This window comes from Thermococcus fumicolans, from assembly GCF_055386755.1.
On the sequence record NZ_AP042424.1, the window covers coordinates 1,697,218 to 1,715,583 of the forward strand.

The window sequence follows — 18,366 nt, forward strand, 5'->3', positions numbered from 1 at the left end:
AACCAATCAAATTCCGGTTTTTCCAGCAAAGGCCGCATTCTATTCGAGGAACGTTTTTAAGACTCTGCCAGAGCTACATCTGTTCCCAATGATCCGCATCAGCTCGGGGGTGATAGTTTGAGCGATAACCGCTGGAAGTTCGTGTTCATGGACATGCTGGTCGTTGCGGCCGGCTTTGGAACGATGCACATGCTCGAGAAGTTCAAGGACACCGTTTTGACGCACTACGGCATAACCGAGGCGATGATGGGCTACCAACAGACGGCCTACGTAGTCGGCCTCTTCGTGGCATTCCTCCTCGGCGGGACGAGCCTCTTCAAGGGGTCTTTCAAGAGGAGCGTGGCTTTAATCGTCAGCTTCGCAGCTATTCCACAGTTTCTGATCCCGTTCATGTCCAACTGGTGGGGTGTGGTTGCGCTCCGCTTCTTCCAGGGATTCATAGTTGCCCTCATAGCAGTCTTCAGCAACCAGATAGGAAGGCTTTTCGTCGCCGAGAGGCCCTTTGCAAAGGGAATAATCCTCTCGGGGATCTTCTGGGGCGGGATCTACGGCATAAGCCTCGCCAAGTGGGCTTCCCACGCCTACTCCGGATGGGAGGCGGTTAGGGTCGCGTTCCTCGTGTCCGCAGTCATGATGTACGTCATGCTCGCCGTGTGGTGGCTCCTCGTTGAGGACTTCGAGATCCCCAAGGAGAAGCACTCAAGCAAAGGTGCCAACGTCTGGAAGATGCCCTTCACCTGGGTCTTCGGGTTCACCTTCTTCCCGGCCCTCTGGATAATCTTCACCCTCGGTTCATTCACCCTCCACAACGTCGACTTCACAAAGTCCCAGGTGGAGAACCTCGTCATAACCCTAGAGGTTTCAATGGGCGTCTGGTCAATAGTGATGGGCTACCTAGGCTACCGTCTCTCGGTCAAGAACACCTCCAACCGCGGTCTCTTCAAGGCCATCGTCAGCGTCATGACTCTCTCCTACGCCGTAACCTTCATCGGCCTCTTCATCGTCTGGAAGGCCATAAGCGCCAACGACTACACCCTCGCGCTCCTCGGGATAGCGATAACCGGAATAGTGCAGGGAACCGGGCCGGCCTTCTGGACTACGGCCCCAGCCGCCTACCCCAAGGAGATCTATCCCGAGGCGAGCTTTGCCCTCGGCCTGATATCCAACTCAGCCAACGCCGTGGCCCCAAACGTCATGTTCGTTCTCGTCCACAGCGTTGGAGTGGGTATGGTGATATACCTCCTGGTGGCCGCCCTCGGCATCGTGACCCTCCTGGTTTCCTCAAGGATGAGGCTCCCGGTGGAGGGAGCCTGATTTTTGAATTTTTCTGAAGCTTATCCCAGGAGCAAAAGCTAGCCCCCGTGCTTCTTGTTTGACATTTTTCTGTCAAAATAATCCTTAAAAACCCGGAGTTTTTACACTTTTTTGGCAAGGTGGTGCCAATGAAGTGGAAGGTTACCGTCACAGTTCGCCTCAAGGAGGGCCTCAACGACCCGGAGGGGAGAGTCATCGGGAAGGCCCTCAGAAACCTCGGCTACGCGGTGGAAAATCTGCGCGTCCCCAAGTGCTTCGAGTTCGAGCTGGAGAGCGATAATCCGGAAAAAGACGTCGAGGAGATGTGCAGGAAGCTCCTCGCGAACCCGCTGATCCACCGCTGGGAGTACAGCATCGAGCCGGTGAGCTGAGATGGTTCGCTTTGCAGTGGTGGTTTTTCCCGGAACCAACTGCGACTTTGAAACGGAGAGGGCAATCAGAAAGGCCGGCGCCGAGGCCGAGAGGATATGGTATAAAACCAGCCTGAAGGACTTCGACGGCGTGGTTTTGCCTGGTGGCTTCAGCTACGCCGACTACCTCCGCGCCGGGGCAATAGCGGCACGCCAGGAAATCATGGAGGAGGTAAGGGAGTTCGCCCGCGAGGGAAAGCCAGTCCTGGGGATATGCAACGGCTTTCAAATTCTCACTGAGGCCGGCCTTTTGCCCGGGGCTTTGAGGCCCAACAAAATCCCGCGGTTCCTCTGCAGGTGGGTGCATCTCCGCGTTGAAGACACCGAAACACCCTTCACTTCGCTCTATGAACCCGGCGAGGTCATCAGAATGCCGATAGCCCACGCTGAAGGGAATTACTACATCGACGACCCGTCGAAGGTCAGGGCAGTCTTTAGGTACAGCGACGAAAGGGGAAACGTGAGCGAGGATGCAAACCCCAACGGCTCGGTTCTCAACATAGCGGCCGTAGCGAACGAAGGGGGAAACGTCCTTGGAATCATGCCCCACCCAGAGCGCGCTAGTGACAGCTTTCTTGGCAGTGAGGACGGGTTGAAGGTTTTCAGGAGCATGGTGGAGTGGGCAAGGAGGTGATTCTGTGTTCCCGCACGAGGAGAAGCTCATCCGTGAGCGCTTGAAGAGAGAGCTGAACGAAGTTGAAAAGGCCATGCTCGAGGTCATGTGGAGCGAGCACGCCTCCTACAAGTCGAGCAGGCCCTGGCTGAGGCTTTTACCGACGGAAAACGAGCATGTCATCCTCGGCCCGGGTGAAGATGCTGGAATAGTGAAGTTCGACGACGAAACCTGGATAGCCGTTGGCATTGAGAGCCACAACCACCCCTCAGCTGTCGAACCCTACGGCGGTGCCGCTACGGGCGTCGGCGGAATAGTGAGGGATATACTCTGCATGGGTGCTCGTCCAATAGCGCTCCTCGACCCGATACGCTTCGGCCCGCTGGAGAAGGAGAGAAACCGCTACCTCTTTGAGGGCGTCGTCAAGGGCATAGCCGACTACGGCAACAGGATAGGCGTTCCGACCGTTGGCGGTGAAACAGAGTTCGATGGGAGCCTTGACGGCTACACCCTCGTGAACGTGGCCTGCATCGGTGTTATGCGGCCGGAACATCTCATCCACAGCTACGTAACAGAGGCCGGCCTTAAGCTCGTCCTCGTCGGCAACAGAACCGGCAGGGACGGTATCCACGGGGTTACATTTGCGAGCGAGGAGCTAAGCGAAAACGCGGAGGAGGAAGACCGCTCTGCGGTGCAGATTCCAGACCCCTTCACGGAGAAGCTCCTCATCGAGGCGACGCTTGAGGCAGTCTACACGGGGAAGGTGAAGGCCCTCAAGGACCTCGGGGGAGGAGGTCTGACCTGCGCATCATCGGAGATGGCCGGAAAGAAGGGCTTCGGCGCGGTGATTTACGCGGACAGGGTTCCGCTCAGGGAGCCGGGCATGACCCCGGCCGAGATAATGATTTCGGAGAGCCAGGAGAGGATGCTTTTCGCGGTTAAGCCCGAGGACGTGGAGGAACTTGGGAGGATTTTCGAGAAGTACGAGCTCGAGTGGACCGTCGTCGGCGAGATAATCGAGGAGCCGCGCTACATCGTCTACTGGAATGGCGAGAAGGTTGCCGATTTGCCGGTTGACCTGCTCACGGACGTCCCGACGATTGAGTGGGAGATGAGGCCCTACAGCGCGGAAAAGCCCGCCGAAACACCCGACGTTGGTTTCGAGAAGGCCTTCGACCTCGTCTGGAGCAGTCCGAACGTCATTAGCAAGCGCTGGGTCTGGGAGCAGTACGACCACGAGGTTCAAGGGAGGACAGTCTTGAAACCCGGCCGCGATGCCGCCGTCCTTAAAATCAACGACGAGTACGGCTTAGCCTTCGTTGCCGACGGAAACCCGGGTCACAGCTACCTGAACCCCTACCACGGCGCTATGGGGGAGGTTGCCGAAGTCGTTAGGAACCTCGTAAGCGTTGGGGCCAAACCTCTGGCCCTGGTGGACAACCTCAACTTCGCCTCACCGGAGAAGCCAGAGGTTTACTGGAGCTTCGCCGAGACGGTTAGAGGGCTGGCCGATGCGGCGAAGGCCTTTGGACTGGCCTACGTTAGTGGGAACGTGAGCTTCTACAACGAGGTTGCCGGAAGGCCGATAAAACCCACCCCGGTCGTTGCCGGCCTGGGAAAGGTCAGGCTTGAGGAAATCCCGGCCGAGCACTTCGAGGAAAACCTTTTGATCGGTGTGGTCGGGCTGACGAAGAAAGAGCTCGGTGGCTCGGAGCTCTACGGGAGGCTCGGCATCGACGGTGGCTTCGCTCCCCGCGTTAACCTTGGGGATGAGAAGGCCAACGCAGAGGGGATTCTGAGGGCCATAGGGAAAGGCCTCGTCAGGGCAGTCCACGACGTCAGCAGGGGGGGTATAGCGGTCGCTCTGGCGGAGATGGCGCTTAACGGCGTTGGCTTCACAGCTGAACTCTCGAAAGTCCCCTCGGAGACTTCAAACCCGCTCGAGGTCGCCTTCAGCGAAAGTCACGGGCGCTACGTCATAGCCTTTCCAGAGGAGAGCCTTACCGAGCTGAAGGCTCTATTCAGGCACTTCGCCGTCATCGGGAGAACCGGGGGAGGCGATGCCGTCCTCCTCTGGAACGGCGAAGAGCTTCTCAGAAAGTCGGTTTCCAAGCTTAGGGAAGTTCACGAGTCCCTACCGGCGCTTTTGGGTGAGGAAGAATGAGGATAGCGACCTACGCATCTCATTCCGCCCTCCAGATTTTGAAGGGCGCTAAAGATGAGGGCTTTGAGACAATAGCCTTCGGTAAAGCCAGGGTTAAGCCCCTCTACACCCGATATTTTCCTGTCGCTGATTACTTCATCGAGGGAACCTATCCCGAGGAGAAGCTCCTCGAGCTCGACGCGGTAGTGATTCCCACCGGTTCCTTCGTTGCGCACCTCGGCGTTGAGCTCGTCGAAAAAATGCGCGTGCCATATTACGGCAACAAAGAGGTGCTAAAGTGGGAGAGCGACCGCTCACTGGAAAGGAAATGGCTGGAGAAGGCGAAGCTCCGCCTCCCGAGGGTTTACGACGACCCGGATGAGATAGACGGGCCTGTGATAGTCAAGCCCTTCGGTGCCAAGGGGGGAAAGGGCTACTTTCTGGCCAAGAGCCCGGCCGATTTCTGGAAGAAAGCCGAGAGGCTCGGCATCAGGGACAAGGAGGACCTGGAGAACATCCAGATTCAGGAGTACGTCCTCGGCGTGCCGGTTTACCCGCACTACTTCTACTCCAGGCTAAACCGCGAGCTCGAACTAATGAGCATCGACAGGCGTTACGAGAGCAACGCGGACGCGATAGGCAGGATTCCGGCGAAGGAACAGCTTGACCTGGAGTTCAACACCAACTACACCGTGATAGGCAACATCCCCCTCGTTCTGAGGGAGAGCCTGCTGATGGACGTCATCGAGGCGGGAGAGAAGACTGTGAAAGCGGCCGATGAGCTGATGGGTGGCCTCTGGGGGCCCTTCTGCCTCGAGGGGGTTTACACCGAGGATTTGGAGTTCGTCGTCTTCGAGATTTCGGCAAGAATAGTTGCAGGGACGAATCCCTTCGTCCACGGTTCCCCCTACAGCTGGCTCCGCTACGACTTCCCTGTGAGCACGGGCAGGAGAATCGCGATGGAGCTGAGGGAGGCTTTGGAGGAGGACAGGGTGAGAGAGATCGTTACGTGAGGAGCCGTTCGAGGGTCTTGAGCTCCCTTTCATCCCATGCGTTTTTGTCAAGGACAACTATCAGCGTCCCCTCGTTCAGGGTCACGTAGTCCCTGAGGGTCGAGAGGAACTTTGCCAGGCCCTTGAAGTCGACGTAGAGGCGTATGTACTCGACTCCCTCGAGGAGTATAACGGGCCTTATCTTGGGTTCACCCTCGTTCAGGGACTCCATGTACCCAACGGAAACCTCGAGGATCTTGGGGAGGTTCGTGGGCGATATGGTCCACTTCCCCTCCACGTTGGTTATCCTGAACGCCCTCCACGCCTTAGGAGGGTTGAGACTGCGGACGAACGCTAGAACGGGGTAATCGCGCAGCGTTTCCACGAACTCACCGACTTTCGACGGGGAAACAAGAAAGAGTCCCTTCTCCACCCTTCCCTTAACCCCTTCCTTGGGAAGTTCGATGGGGAAGACCGTTATGAACTCGACCATGAAAACCGCGGAGAGAAGCGTCAGGGCCAGGCCGAGCAAGAACCCGAGGGGGGCAAACCAGCCCACGTTGCGGAGGAAGGGGTAGTCCATATTGTGGATACCGTAGAGTATGAGGGACGCCCCCAGATCGCGGGCCTTTGAACCGTAAAGCTCCCTCAGCTTCAGGAGAAGGGCTCCCAAAAGCAGCATAAAGAGGCCTGAGATCCCGTAGGCCGTCCCCATGACGGCAAAGCTCGTGTCCTCCGGAAAGGTCCTCATGACCAGGACGAGGTACGCCACTATCCCCACGGGCAGAACTGAAATCTGCTCGGAGAAGGTCTTGACCGAGGTCTCAACGCCGGCCAGCCTTGTGAAGCCGTAGAGCAACAGGGAAGCGAAGAGGGCAATGGAAAGGGCGCCGAGGACGTATTTGCCGGTTAGGTCGCCGAGTATGGCGTAGGCGTAAACGAACCACGCTATCCCCCAGTACAGAGAGGTCTGCCTATGCCTCTGCTGGGCAAAGAACAGGATCATGCCTCCGGTGGCGAGTTTGACCCCCATGCTGAAGGCCGCGGCCAGCAGTTCGTAGTCCACACCAAGCCCCCAAAACATTAGGGGAGTTTTTGTTTTAAGCCTTTCCGCAAACCTTAAAAATAATGGCCATTTTCAAGTCAAAAAGGATGTGGAGGTTCGGAAAATATGGGCAGATTTGAACAAAAACTTGTTAATGCGCTCCAGGGCTACACCTTCGACGACGTTCTTCTTCTCCCGCAGCCGACCGAGGTCGAGCCGAAGGACGTTGACGTTTCGACAAGGATCACGCCGAGGATCAAGCTCAACATACCGATTCTCAGCGCGGCAATGGACACCGTGACGGAGTGGGAGATGGCGGTTGCAATGGCCAGGGAGGGCGGTCTGGGAGTGATACACAGGAACATGGGCATCGAGGAGCAGGTGGAGCAGGTAAAGAGAGTAAAGCGGGCCGAGCGCTTCATAGTCGAGGACGTTATCTCGATTCCACCGAATGAGACCGTGGAGTACGCGCTCTTCCTGATGGAGAGGAACGATATCGACGGCCTGCCCGTTGTGGACGGTGGGAAGGTCGTTGGCGTCATCAGCAAGAAGGACATAGCCGTGAAGCAGGGGAAACTAGTGAGGGAGATCATGACGAGCGACCCCATAACGGTTCCGGAGAGCGTAACGGCCGAGGAAGCGCTCCAGCTGATGTTCGAACACAGGATAGACAGGCTCCCAGTCGTCGATGAATCGAGAAGACTCGTTGGGATAATCACGATGAGTGACCTAGCTAGGAGGCGGAAGTACAAGAACGCTGTCAGGGACGAAAACGGCGATCTCATAGTGGCCGCGGCCGTGGGTCCCTTCGACATCGAGAGGGCAAAGGCGCTCGACAGGGCCGGGGTGGACGTTATAGTCGTTGACACCGCCCACGCCCACAACCTCAAGGCCATCAAGGCGATGAAGGAGATAAGGAAGGCAGTTGACGCCGATCTCATCGTTGGCAACATAGCCAACCCCAAGGCCGTTGACGACCTCACCTTCGCCGACGCGGTAAAGGTCGGCATTGGGCCAGGCAGCATATGCACCACGAGGGTAGTTGCCGGCGTTGGCGTCCCCCAGGTCACGGCCATAGCGCTCGTGGCTGACAGAGCGCAGGAGTACGGGCTTCACGTCATAGCCGACGGAGGAATCCGCTATTCAGGAGACATAGTCAAGGCCATAGCGGCGGGGGCTGACGCGGTGATGCTCGGCTCCTTGTTGGCCGGAACGAAAGAGGCCCCGGGCAAAGAGGTCGTCATCAACGGCAGGAGGTACAAGCAGTACCGCGGGATGGGTTCGCTCGGGGCAATGATGAAAGGCGGAGCCGAGAGGTACTACCAGAAGGGCCACATGAAGACGAGGAAGTTCGTCCCCGAGGGGGTTGAGGGCGTTGTGCCGTACAAGGGTAGCGTGAGCGACGTTCTCTACCAGCTCGTCGGAGGGCTTCGCTCGGGGATGGGCTACGTTGGGGCCAGGAACATCGAGGAACTCAAGGAGAGGGGCGAGTTCGTAATCATAACTCAAGCTGGGGTCAGGGAGAGTCACCCGCACGACATACTCATAACCAACGAGGCCCCGAACTACCCGATTAACAAATAAAACTCAAAAACATCAAATTTTTAAACCATTTTTGCCATTTACATGCTGAACGGTGATGGCGATGTGGGAGGGCTTTATAGGGGAGAAAGTGAGGGAAATCCTGGAGACGGTCGGGGATGGAAAGGCGATAATAGCACTCTCGGGCGGAGTTGACAGCTCGACGGCGGCGATACTTGCCCACAGGGCCATAGGAGATAGACTCCATGCGGTCTTTGTCAACACGGGCTTTATGAGGAAGGGTGAACCTGAATTCGTCGTTAAGACCTTCAGGGACGAGTTTGGCCTCAACCTGCACTACGTAGACGCTAGCGAGCGCTTTTTTAAGGCTTTGAAAGGCGTTACAGACCCGGAGGAGAAGAGGAAGATAATCGGCAGGGTCTTCATCGAGGTGTTCGAGGAGGTTGCGAGGGAAATAGACGCAGAATTCCTCATTCAGGGGACCATAGCCCCTGACTGGATTGAGAGCAAGGGGAAAATCAAAAGCCACCACAACGTCGGTGGTCTTCCAGAGAGGCTCAACCTCAAGCTCATAGAGCCGCTGAGGGACCTTTACAAGGACGAGGTTCGCGAGCTGGCGAGGGAACTCGATCTGCCTGAGAAAATATACAACAGAATGCCCTTCCCAGGACCGGGGTTAGCGGTTAGAGTCCTCGGCGAGGTGACGCCGGAGAAGATTGCGATAGTCAGGGAGGCCAACGCGATAGTCGAGGAGGAGATCGAGAAGGCCGGGCTGAGGCCCTGGCAGGCCTTCGCGGTTCTTCTCGGCGTTAAGACGGTGGGCGTCCAGGGAGACATAAGGGCCTACAAGGAGACGGTAGCGGTTCGCGTTGTTGAGAGCCTCGACGGGATGACTGCCAACGCGATGAACGTTCCCTTCGAAGTGCTCCAGAGGATAGCCTTCAGGATTACGAGCGAGATACCTGAGGTCGGAAGGGTGCTCTACGACATAACCAACAAGCCTCCCGCGACGATAGAGTTCGAGTGAGAACCTTTATTTATTTTCGGGACCAGGTTAAAACGGTGGGAGCATGGGGGAGATAATTGAAGTAATCTACGAAAACGGCGTGCTGAAGCCATTGAAACCCCTGAAGCTGAAGGAGCACGAGCGGGTGAGGATCAAAATTATCAAGGGCGATATATTGGAGCTGACAAGAAAGTTCAGGGAGACAATCACCCCCGAAAACTTCGACGAGTCCCCCGAGGATTACCTTCTTAGACTCCGGGAGGAGGAGACATGAGGGTCGTTATAGATACCTCCGTTATTGTCAATTTGTTTTCCAGTTTTTATCCAGATAGAACTAAAACGGCAAAAAAAGTTGCAGAACTGGCAGAACAAGATATCGTGGAACTCTATGCGCCCCGTTTTGGCGAGCTCGAGTTCATATCCGTAATGAGACGATTTTTAGAGGAAGAATTGGCACGAGAAGCTCATGAAATATACCTATCTCTTGTATCAGGATTCGTGGAAGAGGAGCTTATACTTCACCGCCTTAGAGAGCTCGCGTTTAAAACTGCCCATAGGGTTCCGGATTTATATTTCATAGCAACGGCGGAATTCCTTGAGGGCGTGCTGATAACAAACGACAGAAAAATGGCCGACCTAGCAAAATCTCTCGGCTTGAAAGCTTTCTATCTAGTTGAGGAATCCGACGAGTTTTTCAAACTCGTGGGGGTGGGTTCATGATAGTTATAATGGACAATGGGGGCCAATACGTCCACAGGATTTGGAGAACCTTAAGGTACCTCGGCGTTGAGGCGAAGATAATACCAAACACCACTTCGCTGGAGGAAATAAAAGCCCTGAACCCAAAGGGTATAATATTCTCGGGCGGACCGGACATAGAGAAGACCGGCAACTGCGAGGCGATTCTTGAGCACTACGACGAGTTCAACGTCCCGATTCTGGGAATCTGCCTCGGGCATCAGCTCATAGCGAGGTACTTCGAAGGGAAGGTTGGAAGGGGTGATAAAGCGGAATACAGCTTCGTTGAAATTGAAATAATTGAGGAAAACGACCTTTTCAAAGGATTTCCAAAGAAGTTGAAGGTCTGGGAGAGCCACATGGACGAGGTAAAAGAGCTCCCGCCGGGCTTCAAGCTTTTGGCCAGGAGCGAGACCTGTCCCGTTGAGGCCATGAAGCACGAGAGCCTTCCAATCTACGGCGTCCAGTTCCATCCAGAAGTGGCCCACACCGAGCGCGGAGCCGAGGTCTACCGTAACTTTGCCAAGCTTTGCGGTGAACTTTGAGGCTCAGCTAGTCGATCCTCTCTTCACTTTTCCGCAACGGGTTTACTCATCATCGCCTCCTCGAATCTCTCAAGAAAAACTTTTTAAGGTTTCGTTATTACTTTCTTTGGTGATACTTTGGGACACACCATCTATTATAAAATCTCGATTGACAGGTGGGGGAAGTTCAGGGCGTTCATTGGGAGAGTCTGCAGCGGACTGGGTTACGATCTCAGGGAATCTGAAGGGGCCGTTATCATCCATCCAGGGTGCCCCATGGTGGAGCCCCTAATAATAAAGCGTGAAGGGGGCGGCTTCGTGAAGACCAATCTGATCGAGCCCTGCCACTCGATCTATCTTCTGATCCTTCATTCCGTCTCGTCCTTCGGCTCGGTTGAGATCTGGGAGGACTGATCCAAGTAGACCTCCAGCACCCTTGTGGGAACGGCCCCCCTAAGAGTCCTCTCCTCGAGCAGGAGCTTCACCACACGACCCGGCTCCGCATCGGGAACCACCGGAACCCAGTAGTGCCCGGGTTTGATGTTGGCGGCGAGGTCATCGTGAACGAAGACCCTCATCACGTCGTTCTTCACCTCTTCAACGACGCCGTAGGTGTAATCGCGGCCGTAGCGGGACTTAAAGTAGTGCCGGAACACGAGCACCGCAACGAGAACGGCAATCAGGTAGGAGTAGTAGTAATAGACATTCGGGGCAAACCTTCTGAGGATTAGGTACCCCATAAACGACAGGAAGGCGATGCTCGATATCCAGTAGTAGAAGAAGCGGTAGGGCTCTGGATCGAGGAAAAAGTCCCAGTTTCTCAGGATCAGGTACCTGATGTACAGGAACTCACCCAAAAACAGGATAAGAAGGTAGAGCGGGCTCTTCATGAAAACCGTTACAAGCAGTGAGAGGACTAGGTAGACCAAGAGGATCACCTGGAGCTTAAGGCTCAGAAATTCATTAGGAGTGAGATTTTTCCTTACTATTCTTCTCAGCAATCCAAATTCTGGAGGTTTTTCGTGTCTCCCCGGGGACGCTATTTCCCTCACTGTTCCCATTGCTTTGTGAGCGAACCTTTCTACTGCTTCCCCCAATGAGTAAAGCAGGTCGTCGAACCCCATGATTTCACCTCATCCACAGGTGTACCCATAGAGCAGGTCGCAGGACCCTGTAGCGCTAAACACTTCCCTCGCTGTTTCAGGATCAATAAAGAATGGTACATTACTAAGATCACCCGTTGATAGGGCTCCCTGAGAAATTCCCCAGACACGGTATCCGGTAACTTTCTGACCCCCTCCCATGTAGTAATTGAGGAAGTAGTAATCGACACTGGACTCTCCTTCTTCTACGGACAGCCCAAGAGTAAGGAAAAGTCTGTAGAGCTTAGGATCATAGTTTGGGTCGGGAATCATGAAACTTACAAGTCCTATCGGATAGTATTTGGTACCATATTTGTAGCCTATTTCATCCTGCATACTATGCGCTAGAATCACGTACTTATCGTGGTTCTGGTTACTTCCCTCAAGCCTTTCAAAGAATGACCAACCGTTTTCAATAGCTATGTACCTCTGATCCATTAGGCAATCAACGAAAGTCTGGATATCATAGGTTCTACCTGAGGAGGCTTGAGCTTGGCCAGATGAGCTGGATGAAGGTTTCTGCTCTATAACCTGACTCGGATCTGTAGTTCTCCAGTAGAAGGTTATACCATTGAAGTTTGGATCCTCAAGTAGATCATTCGAAATATCATATTTCCTCACGGCAACCCAGTCGTATGTTGTGGTCCTCCAAGATTTTTCACTATCCGTTGCCCAGTAGACATAGTCGAGAGGCTCACTCCAGCGTCTAACATATGAACCATCATAGTTCACTCTGCCATCGGTGATGTCCTTGAACTTTGCATCTTTATAATCCTGCGAATACGGTTTCATCAAAGCTTCATACACATTAAATGAAGTTATTGAGGATCTGGCCGAAACCTCAGTTCGAGAATTCCACCAAGGTCTGTGAACGGCGAGACCATCCCCACTCCGAACTGTATCGTCAGTAAATACCAACTCACGATCATCACTGTCGCTTACAATTACACCACTGTCCCAGTCGTCGTAATCTCCATTAGCTTTCATCCTGAACCTAACGGCAAATCCACCGTACAAATTAAGGGGTTGTGTGTTTATGAGGTATTCCTTGTTATTCCCCCCGTCGATCGTTTTCGGACCTGCAAACAGGACAAAGACGCTCTTACCGTCGCCTTTTGTTGGTGGTATCTCGTTACCAAAATACATCTGTAAATTCAGCGAGCCTCCATTAGGAATGAAGGCTTTTATCCATATCAGCGCCTCTTCATTTATCGGATCCCAATATTCAATCCAGAAGGGCACTGGGTTACAGTTTGAATCATAGAAAGTTATTGAGGAATTCGTTTGATAGGGGTCATTCGTTAGGGAATAGGTATTCTGGGTGTTTTGGAAGATTATGTTGAGGATCTGAGTCGTAAATCCCTTTGCTGTGCTTATCAAAACGGGAATTTGGTAATCGTCCAAGTCAGAACCCACTTGGTTCTGGATTGTCAGATTTATTCTATATCCTAACGGAGAGCACCAGCTGCTTCCCGAACTGCCGCTTCCGGAACCACTATCCTGTATCCCTGGGAACACTAGAACGCCCAGATCCCCATCGGAGTTTATGAAATCCGTGGTTTTTACTTGCACTCCACCAATGGTAAAGTTGGTCATGTAGTTGTTGTCTGAATCCCAAACGTGAGTTTCATTGTATCCGAGATCAGAGGAAAGTTGAGGTGCTTTTCTAAAGTTCCCTACGATATGCCCTTCTGATGAAACCCCTGAACCATTGGCATACACAATCGGCATTTGCCCAAGCTGAGGATATGCCATCGGACAGGCTCTAATGGAGCGCTGATACCTGCCTCCAGTCATGGCAGAGAAGAGAGGATCTTCAAGTTCCCTTATGTCAACCATCGAGTGCACATATCTACCGTTTGTTGGCAGAGGCCCGGAGTATATAACCTTTCCAATGTTATCTTTTATCTGTATGCTGGGTATTCTGGCCTTTATCACTATAGTGAACGCATCGAGGGGAGCAACCTTTATCTCCATCGAATTAATTATCTCGTCAATTGAGGGAGATATCGTATATCCCTGCTCATTTAGCATTCTAGTGATGTTAGATAACCATGCCCCTAGGGTTTGCTTCCCCATAATCCTTGAGGAGTCATAGCCTATTATGGAAGAAGAAGATCCGTCAATCATTAGATCCCGTATGGTGTTGTTTGCCATGTAGCTAGGGGCAATGAATCTTCCAGTAACTGCCACATAATCAACAACGGCAACAACTGCCCTCTTCCCAGATAACTCTAAGGCCCTCTGGAACTCCAGATCTAAAAAAGAGATTACATCATATGTTCTTTCTATATGACTCCTCTCGCTCTGGGCCGTTATTATCTGAGATGATACATCCTCGTAGGTTGCAAGAAGAAGGAGCACAGGTATAAGCAACACCAATACTGCAGAGTTCAGGAAAAAGCCTCTTCTTCTCATGGTTTCTCCCTCCATACCCTCAGGGTTATTTGAATGGGTTGAAAGAGACCGGGTATGTTACCCATCGAAGCCGTATCTATTTTGACACTCTCGGGGAGGTAAACGTCTATCGGGTTTTGTAGAGAGCCATCGTATGGGGGAGCCCTCCATTCCCCGGGGTTATTGTCATCAATATAATTTAGGTTGTTAAAGAGACGCAGAATAGCGTCGTCTACGGCATATTTCATGGGATCAAGTTCATCTACGGAAAGTGATTTATACGGGTTATCTCCTACCAAGATAGTCTTTTCAATAATGTTAACTCCATCGCTGTAGTAGTAGGTTAAATTGTAGCCCTTATATGTAGGATAACCCTGGATCAAATGGGGGAATACATCCCCATAACCCGCGTAGGCTTGGATAAAGTAGTTTATAATTGCCCTGCTTTCCCCGTACCTAAACCCGTACTGATCAACATCAGAACTTTCAGCAACATAAGTATTAGCCTGACCAGGAACCATCATGTTATCGTTTAATCGAGAATACGCCGCTCTTATCATGTAGATATCTGAGTAGTAATCATAAATAATTTGACCGTTTTCTGAGAGTGTGGTATACGAAGTGGGGGTAAATGTTGTAAACTGAATTGCCGTCCACACATCAACATACCAAGGATCAGCGTTAGGTGGAAGGTAGTAGCTAAAACTCATCCTCTGGTATCTAACACCGGAGGAGTCACCACTGTACTGTATGTCTCCATAGTCCTTAAATATCGAGAGGGGTATAGAATATTTTGTAGTCACGGTCCTGGGTATGTAATCTATGTTTATGTATGACTCCCCATTACCGTACAGCCTTCTGAGCCTATATGTAGTGTCATATCTAAAATACCGAATATCACTGTCCCACCACGAATCCAATGCTACCACCAGATTAAAGTATGTCCTAGACAAGTTCTCCAGTGTAAAGCCATGGGATTCTAGCCCTGTCTCAATCTCTTGAGCTGTTATGTCTGTACTTACAATACCGCTAGAGCTCACAGTTTTGTGGACTATCTCATAATAGTTGGCCCCATAGGCATAATAAATCCTAATATCTCTAACTCCCTCGGTTACCAAATGAATTGAAAGGGATGTTATGTTCCCTGGGACGAAAAGAGCGTTTAAGTAGTAGATGCCAGTGTAACTCTGAACATCATAGAGCTCACCGTAACGTTTAGCTGGATCAAAAAGCGCAGTGTTCACACTTCTTGTTCTGTACTGGACATACATCATGGAACCACTACCATAACCGAGTTCGTAGCAGTAATATGGAGAATATGATGTGGTGAACGTGGCAGTTAGATTGTTATCCCCACCGGATAGATACCCTGAAATATCTGAATGATAACCCGCGCTAAGTGGATTCCCATTTAATTCAAAATAAGAACTCTGCCTACCCGTCCTTTGAACTAGGCGGAGGTCGGCATCTTCAATAACTGCATCAGATGGCAACCTAAAGTGAGATTCAACCCTAAGGGTATTTGGGTACCAATCAGAATCAGAGAGATAATAGTGACATCTAGCCAGAACCCTCTGTATCCCAAATATGTCCGATCTCTCAAAAGTGGCCTTCGTCAGATAAGCCCTCGCCATGTATCCCCTAGGCGTCTGGTTGTAGGCGTAGCCGCTCATTACTAGGGTTGCGGGAGAGACATCGGATGCTTTTGAATAGTTCGAACCCACTTTTCTAAGGTAGGGACTCGTGTAGTTGTTTATCAGGAGCTCGTAGTTGTAGCCCTTCAAAGTGACATTGAGAAGATAGCTAAGGATTATCTCCGCCTTGTGACGAAGGTTCTTAGAGGGATAAATCGGTTCCGTGGCCCAGTACGTGGAGACTATGTCAAGGGGAGTCATATCAGGGCTTACTAAGTTCCCATCAAGGGTTCCATTCCTCAACCATTCGTCTATCACCTCCGGGGGCACCAACTGGTTCAGTGAGACCGTTCTCAGAGTTTGGAGGACGTCCTGAGCAATGTACTTTGACTGAGATCTCATGTAGGTGGAATAAACTTGAGAGGTATTGCTGGTTACCGCTGCTATACTTGCTATGAACAACATAACCAGGATGAGCGAAAGCAGTGCATCAAGCGTGAAAACGAACCCCCTCCTCATGAGTCATCCCACACCATCAGTTTTACGAGGGCCGGTTCGGCCTTAGGCTCGAGACCCCACTTTATACTCGGCGCAATGTCGATGGAAACCTCACTTCTAGCCCATCCATCAAGGGAATAGAGCCACAGACCCACCACCTCATTGTTTTCCCCACTAAGTAGATCCTTAAGGGGAATTGAGATGAATGTAGTTGTTCCGGAATACTCCTTGAGAACGACACCAGATGTCGTGTTCTCCACAACAACCCCTTTGAGGGCATCCCCCTGCTGGTTTCTGTAGACCATAAGCCCAAGGAGCCGCGAACCGGAAAGTGCCACAAACGTCGCGTTTCCAGCGGCATCAGGGGCACTGACCGAGAGATAGGCTCCGGGAGGTACGGGGTGGGCGAGGATGCCATAGACCAAGGGATCAGTAGCCGACGGCCCCGCTGAGAGGTTGTACTCGAAGCGGCTTATCGTCACCCTCCTCTCAGCCGGCTCCACCCACGGAGAAAGATTCATGGAGGCGACGACGAGGTCCCGATCCTGGGTAGGGGTTCTGTTGACAACCGCGAACCAGTAGGTGGGGGTCTTCTTCTCCCAGAGATCTGTGAAGGGGGTGTAGTTGGATAATATCCTTGGAGTGGTATTGTCGTAGGCAGAAACCGTAACGACAACGTTTCCTATCCCTGTAAATTTGAATGTATAAGGACAACTGCCTCCCCCATAGTTCAGTTTGAAGTTGCTGGCATCGGGACCGGTTATGTATATCTCAACAACTGTGTTGGAGGGAAGGTCGTAAACCTCATCGTACTGGCCCCTCGTGGCGGTAAGTGTAGCATCAACGGAGAGTACGAACTTGAGCCTGTCTCCTTCGTTCAAAACAAGATTGTTCCCGCTTACTAGCGCGCACATTTCATCGTTGACGTAGGTGTTGCCGTTCCGGGTTAGTTCAACGTAGCTGACGGTAATAGGGTTGTTTCCGTTCCCACTTGAGATTTCAAACCTGATCCCGGGCGGATTGCCATTGGGATTGGAAAAGGTCACGTTTTGCAGGTAAACCCTCGGAAATCTTCCCTCAATGCTCACCTGAAATGAGGAAAGGTAAAACTCAAGGGAAAAGTCCTTGTCCATGCTCATATTGTTTAGGGCGCTTAAAACGGCCGGGTTATTAAAGTTCAAAGCCAAAGCCTTAACCCGATTGTAGTCGACACCAGCTAAGGAGGAGTCGCTCCGAATCCCAACAATTTTAACCGAATCCAAGTTCTGGTACCAGTCAACGGGTTCACCGGGAGTTTTAACGAGGACGTCCAGCATGTTGTCAGCTATGTTGGCCCTCTCGTACCAACCTAGCATAGAAGTTATCTCACCCTTGAGGGCCGCGGAGGTGTTCAAAACCGCGGCAAAGACGAAGATCATGACTACCAGGGAGAGCATGGCATCAAGTGAGAGCAACTGCCCACGCCTCATTCTCTCACCGCCTCAACCGTTATCGTCACAGCCTTCTCGCCGTACCACAGAACCCCGTTTGATTCGGAAAACCCACTCCGAGACTTAAGTGCCCCAACCACGAAGCTTCCAACCGCATCCCCCAGCTCGGAGGGTGGGGTTACTCCGGAACGGTACACCACTACCACCTTTACGGAGACCTGCGTCTTATTGGAGGAGACTATTGAAACCCCCCTGACCCTGCACCACAGGCTGCTGTAGTTTGAGTCCCCTATTATGCCGTTCAGGGGGGCGTGAACGGAATCCTCGACCACGACCCCAGTGTTGAGGTAGGAGCACGCGTTGCCGGCAGCGTTTTTAACGTGCACCAGCAGGGTTGTGTCGGTGTTGCCGTTGAGGTAAGCGGGGACGATTATCGTGAGGGCAGTGAAGATTATCCCCATCAGGAAGAGCACCTCAAGGGCGGTCTGGCCTCTCCGCTCACCCCTCGACCTTGACATAAACCAGACCCCCCACGTTCTCAGCGGTTACGTTGAAGGTTTCGTCCCCCGGGCCCAGGGTTATCGAGCTCGTTGAATAGATGGGAACCTGAAGCCGCTGGTAGACCCTGAAGCCCTCGCCCCCAACGACGGCGGAGATTTCAACGCGATTGGTGGTGGAGTTGAGAACCACCCGAACGCTGTCGCCGTCCCCAAGCCTAATGGGGAGGCTTTTCCTGACGGTGTACCCCCCGCCCACCGCATAGACCTTCGTCACAGTGTCCCTTAGATCAACGGCAAAGACCTTCAGCTTGGCGGCGGTATCGAAGGTCTGGGCGTTTGCCTGTTCCCCCGAGGCAACCGAGACTACCCCAGCGACCGTGATCAGTATCAAGATGACGGCTATCATGAAGTCAAAGGTTATCTGGGCCCTCCTCATGA

The 18,366-nt window shown here is 52.7% G+C and carries 18 protein-coding genes; 11 read left to right on the forward strand and 7 right to left on the reverse strand.

Annotated elements, in window-relative coordinates:
• Positions 1-117 precede the first annotated feature (117 nt).
• From ACZ5AM_RS09600 to ACZ5AM_RS09620, 5 genes are all read left to right on the forward strand, one after another.
• A complete protein-coding gene (locus ACZ5AM_RS09600) occupies positions 118-1,314 on the forward strand; it encodes an MFS transporter (protein WP_464914737.1) in 1,197 nt (398 codons plus the stop codon).
• A 128-nt stretch (positions 1,315-1,442) separates the two neighbouring features.
• The gene (purS, locus tag ACZ5AM_RS09605) at positions 1,443-1,685 is read left to right on the forward strand and encodes a phosphoribosylformylglycinamidine synthase subunit PurS (RefSeq protein ID WP_464914738.1); all 243 of its coding nucleotides are present in this window, start codon (positions 1,443-1,445) and stop codon (positions 1,683-1,685) included.
• 1 nt (position 1,686) lies between these two features.
• Complete coding sequence (gene purQ / locus ACZ5AM_RS09610; RefSeq protein WP_464914739.1) at positions 1,687-2,358, forward strand: phosphoribosylformylglycinamidine synthase I; 672 nt, start codon at positions 1,687-1,689, stop codon at positions 2,356-2,358.
• A gap of 4 nt (positions 2,359-2,362) precedes the next feature.
• Entirely contained in the window at positions 2,363-4,501 is a 2,139-nt protein-coding gene (gene purL, locus ACZ5AM_RS09615; protein ID WP_464914740.1) for a phosphoribosylformylglycinamidine synthase subunit PurL, read from the forward strand.
• The gene (locus tag ACZ5AM_RS09620) at positions 4,498-5,493 is read left to right on the forward strand and encodes a formate--phosphoribosylaminoimidazolecarboxamide ligase (protein WP_464914741.1); all 996 of its coding nucleotides are present in this window, start codon (positions 4,498-4,500) and stop codon (positions 5,491-5,493) included. Before purL ends, ACZ5AM_RS09620 begins: the two co-directional genes overlap by 4 nt.
• Here ACZ5AM_RS09620 and ACZ5AM_RS09625 read toward each other — a convergent pair.
• Positions 5,486-6,556: a DUF835 domain-containing protein gene (locus ACZ5AM_RS09625; protein WP_464914742.1), complete on the reverse strand. Its 1,071-nt coding sequence runs from the start codon at positions 6,554-6,556 to the stop codon at positions 5,486-5,488. The genes ACZ5AM_RS09620 and ACZ5AM_RS09625 overlap by 8 nt on opposite strands.
• A gap of 87 nt (positions 6,557-6,643) precedes the next feature.
• Here ACZ5AM_RS09625 and guaB point away from each other — a divergent pair, with 87 nt between their 5' ends.
• The 6 genes from guaB (at position 6,644) to ACZ5AM_RS09655 (ending at position 10,741) form a co-directional block, all read left to right on the forward strand.
• The gene (gene guaB, locus ACZ5AM_RS09630; protein ID WP_464914743.1) at positions 6,644-8,101 is read left to right on the forward strand and encodes an IMP dehydrogenase; all 1,458 of its coding nucleotides are present in this window, start codon (positions 6,644-6,646) and stop codon (positions 8,099-8,101) included.
• A gap of 61 nt (positions 8,102-8,162) precedes the next feature.
• On the forward strand, positions 8,163-9,086 hold the full coding sequence (guaA, locus tag ACZ5AM_RS09635; protein WP_464916123.1) for a glutamine-hydrolyzing GMP synthase: 924 nt from the start codon (positions 8,163-8,165) through the stop codon (positions 9,084-9,086).
• Between the two features lie 43 nt (positions 9,087-9,129).
• Positions 9,130-9,339, forward strand: coding sequence for an antitoxin AF2212-like protein (locus ACZ5AM_RS09640; RefSeq protein WP_464914744.1), 210 nt, complete (start codon positions 9,130-9,132; stop codon positions 9,337-9,339).
• A complete protein-coding gene (locus tag ACZ5AM_RS09645) occupies positions 9,336-9,785 on the forward strand; it encodes a type II toxin-antitoxin system VapC family toxin (RefSeq protein WP_464914745.1) in 450 nt (149 codons plus the stop codon). Before ACZ5AM_RS09640 ends, ACZ5AM_RS09645 begins: the two co-directional genes overlap by 4 nt.
• Positions 9,782-10,348 (forward strand): GMP synthase subunit A, encoded by a 567-nt coding sequence (locus tag ACZ5AM_RS09650; protein WP_464914746.1) that lies wholly within the window; start codon positions 9,782-9,784, stop codon positions 10,346-10,348. Before ACZ5AM_RS09645 ends, ACZ5AM_RS09650 begins: the two co-directional genes overlap by 4 nt.
• Before the next feature lie 117 nt (positions 10,349-10,465).
• Positions 10,466-10,741: a TonB-dependent receptor gene (locus tag ACZ5AM_RS09655; protein WP_464914747.1), complete on the forward strand. Its 276-nt coding sequence runs from the start codon at positions 10,466-10,468 to the stop codon at positions 10,739-10,741.
• Here ACZ5AM_RS09655 and ACZ5AM_RS09660 read toward each other — a convergent pair.
• The 6 genes from ACZ5AM_RS09660 to ACZ5AM_RS09685 are packed head-to-tail and all read right to left on the reverse strand — an operon-like array spanning position 10,696 to position 18,364.
• On the reverse strand, positions 10,696-11,451 hold the full coding sequence (locus tag ACZ5AM_RS09660; RefSeq protein WP_464914748.1) for a DUF2101 family protein: 756 nt from the start codon (positions 11,449-11,451) through the stop codon (positions 10,696-10,698). The genes ACZ5AM_RS09655 and ACZ5AM_RS09660 overlap by 46 nt on opposite strands.
• A gap of 9 nt (positions 11,452-11,460) precedes the next feature.
• Complete coding sequence (locus ACZ5AM_RS09665; RefSeq protein ID WP_464914749.1) at positions 11,461-13,887, reverse strand: DUF2341 domain-containing protein; 2,427 nt, start codon at positions 13,885-13,887, stop codon at positions 11,461-11,463.
• Entirely contained in the window at positions 13,884-16,019 is a 2,136-nt protein-coding gene (locus tag ACZ5AM_RS09670; RefSeq protein WP_464914750.1) for a TPM domain-containing protein, read from the reverse strand. The genes ACZ5AM_RS09665 and ACZ5AM_RS09670 overlap by 4 nt, the downstream gene beginning before the upstream one ends.
• Positions 16,016-17,467, reverse strand: coding sequence for a hypothetical protein (locus tag ACZ5AM_RS09675; RefSeq protein WP_464914751.1), 1,452 nt, complete (start codon positions 17,465-17,467; stop codon positions 16,016-16,018). The genes ACZ5AM_RS09670 and ACZ5AM_RS09675 overlap by 4 nt, the downstream gene beginning before the upstream one ends.
• A complete protein-coding gene (locus tag ACZ5AM_RS09680; RefSeq protein WP_464914752.1) occupies positions 17,464-17,946 on the reverse strand; it encodes a hypothetical protein in 483 nt (160 codons plus the stop codon). Before ACZ5AM_RS09680 ends, ACZ5AM_RS09675 begins: the two co-directional genes overlap by 4 nt.
• A complete protein-coding gene (locus ACZ5AM_RS09685; protein WP_464914753.1) occupies positions 17,927-18,364 on the reverse strand; it encodes a hypothetical protein in 438 nt (145 codons plus the stop codon). The genes ACZ5AM_RS09680 and ACZ5AM_RS09685 overlap by 20 nt, the downstream gene beginning before the upstream one ends.
• Positions 18,365-18,366 lie beyond the last annotated feature (2 nt).

Excerpts from the sequence above, each read along its gene's own strand:
- ACZ5AM_RS09660 (WP_464914748.1), bottom strand. The coding sequence starts at position 11,451 with ATGGGGTTCGACGACCTGCTTTACTCATTGGGGGAAGCAGTAGAAAGG.
- ACZ5AM_RS09625 (WP_464914742.1), bottom strand. The coding sequence starts at position 6,556 with ATGTTTTGGGGGCTTGGTGTGGACTACGAACTGCTGGCCGCGGCCTTC.
- ACZ5AM_RS09665 (WP_464914749.1), bottom strand. The coding sequence starts at position 13,887 with ATGAGAAGAAGAGGCTTTTTCCTGAACTCTGCAGTATTGGTGTTGCTT.
- ACZ5AM_RS09680 (WP_464914752.1), bottom strand. The coding sequence starts at position 17,946 with ATGTCAAGGTCGAGGGGTGAGCGGAGAGGCCAGACCGCCCTTGAGGTG.
- guaA (WP_464916123.1), top strand. The coding sequence starts at position 8,163 with ATGTGGGAGGGCTTTATAGGGGAGAAAGTGAGGGAAATCCTGGAGACG.
- ACZ5AM_RS09645 (WP_464914745.1), top strand. The coding sequence starts at position 9,336 with ATGAGGGTCGTTATAGATACCTCCGTTATTGTCAATTTGTTTTCCAGT.
- ACZ5AM_RS09650 (WP_464914746.1), top strand. The coding sequence starts at position 9,782 with ATGATAGTTATAATGGACAATGGGGGCCAATACGTCCACAGGATTTGG.
- ACZ5AM_RS09675 (WP_464914751.1), bottom strand. The coding sequence starts at position 17,467 with ATGAGGCGTGGGCAGTTGCTCTCACTTGATGCCATGCTCTCCCTGGTA.
- ACZ5AM_RS09670 (WP_464914750.1), bottom strand. The coding sequence starts at position 16,019 with ATGAGGAGGGGGTTCGTTTTCACGCTTGATGCACTGCTTTCGCTCATC.
- ACZ5AM_RS09640 (WP_464914744.1), top strand. The coding sequence starts at position 9,130 with ATGGGGGAGATAATTGAAGTAATCTACGAAAACGGCGTGCTGAAGCCA.
- ACZ5AM_RS09620 (WP_464914741.1), top strand. The coding sequence starts at position 4,498 with ATGAGGATAGCGACCTACGCATCTCATTCCGCCCTCCAGATTTTGAAG.
- guaB (WP_464914743.1), top strand. The coding sequence starts at position 6,644 with ATGGGCAGATTTGAACAAAAACTTGTTAATGCGCTCCAGGGCTACACC.
- ACZ5AM_RS09685 (WP_464914753.1), bottom strand. The coding sequence starts at position 18,364 with ATGAGGAGGGCCCAGATAACCTTTGACTTCATGATAGCCGTCATCTTG.
- purS (WP_464914738.1), top strand. The coding sequence starts at position 1,443 with ATGAAGTGGAAGGTTACCGTCACAGTTCGCCTCAAGGAGGGCCTCAAC.
- purQ (WP_464914739.1), top strand. The coding sequence starts at position 1,687 with ATGGTTCGCTTTGCAGTGGTGGTTTTTCCCGGAACCAACTGCGACTTT.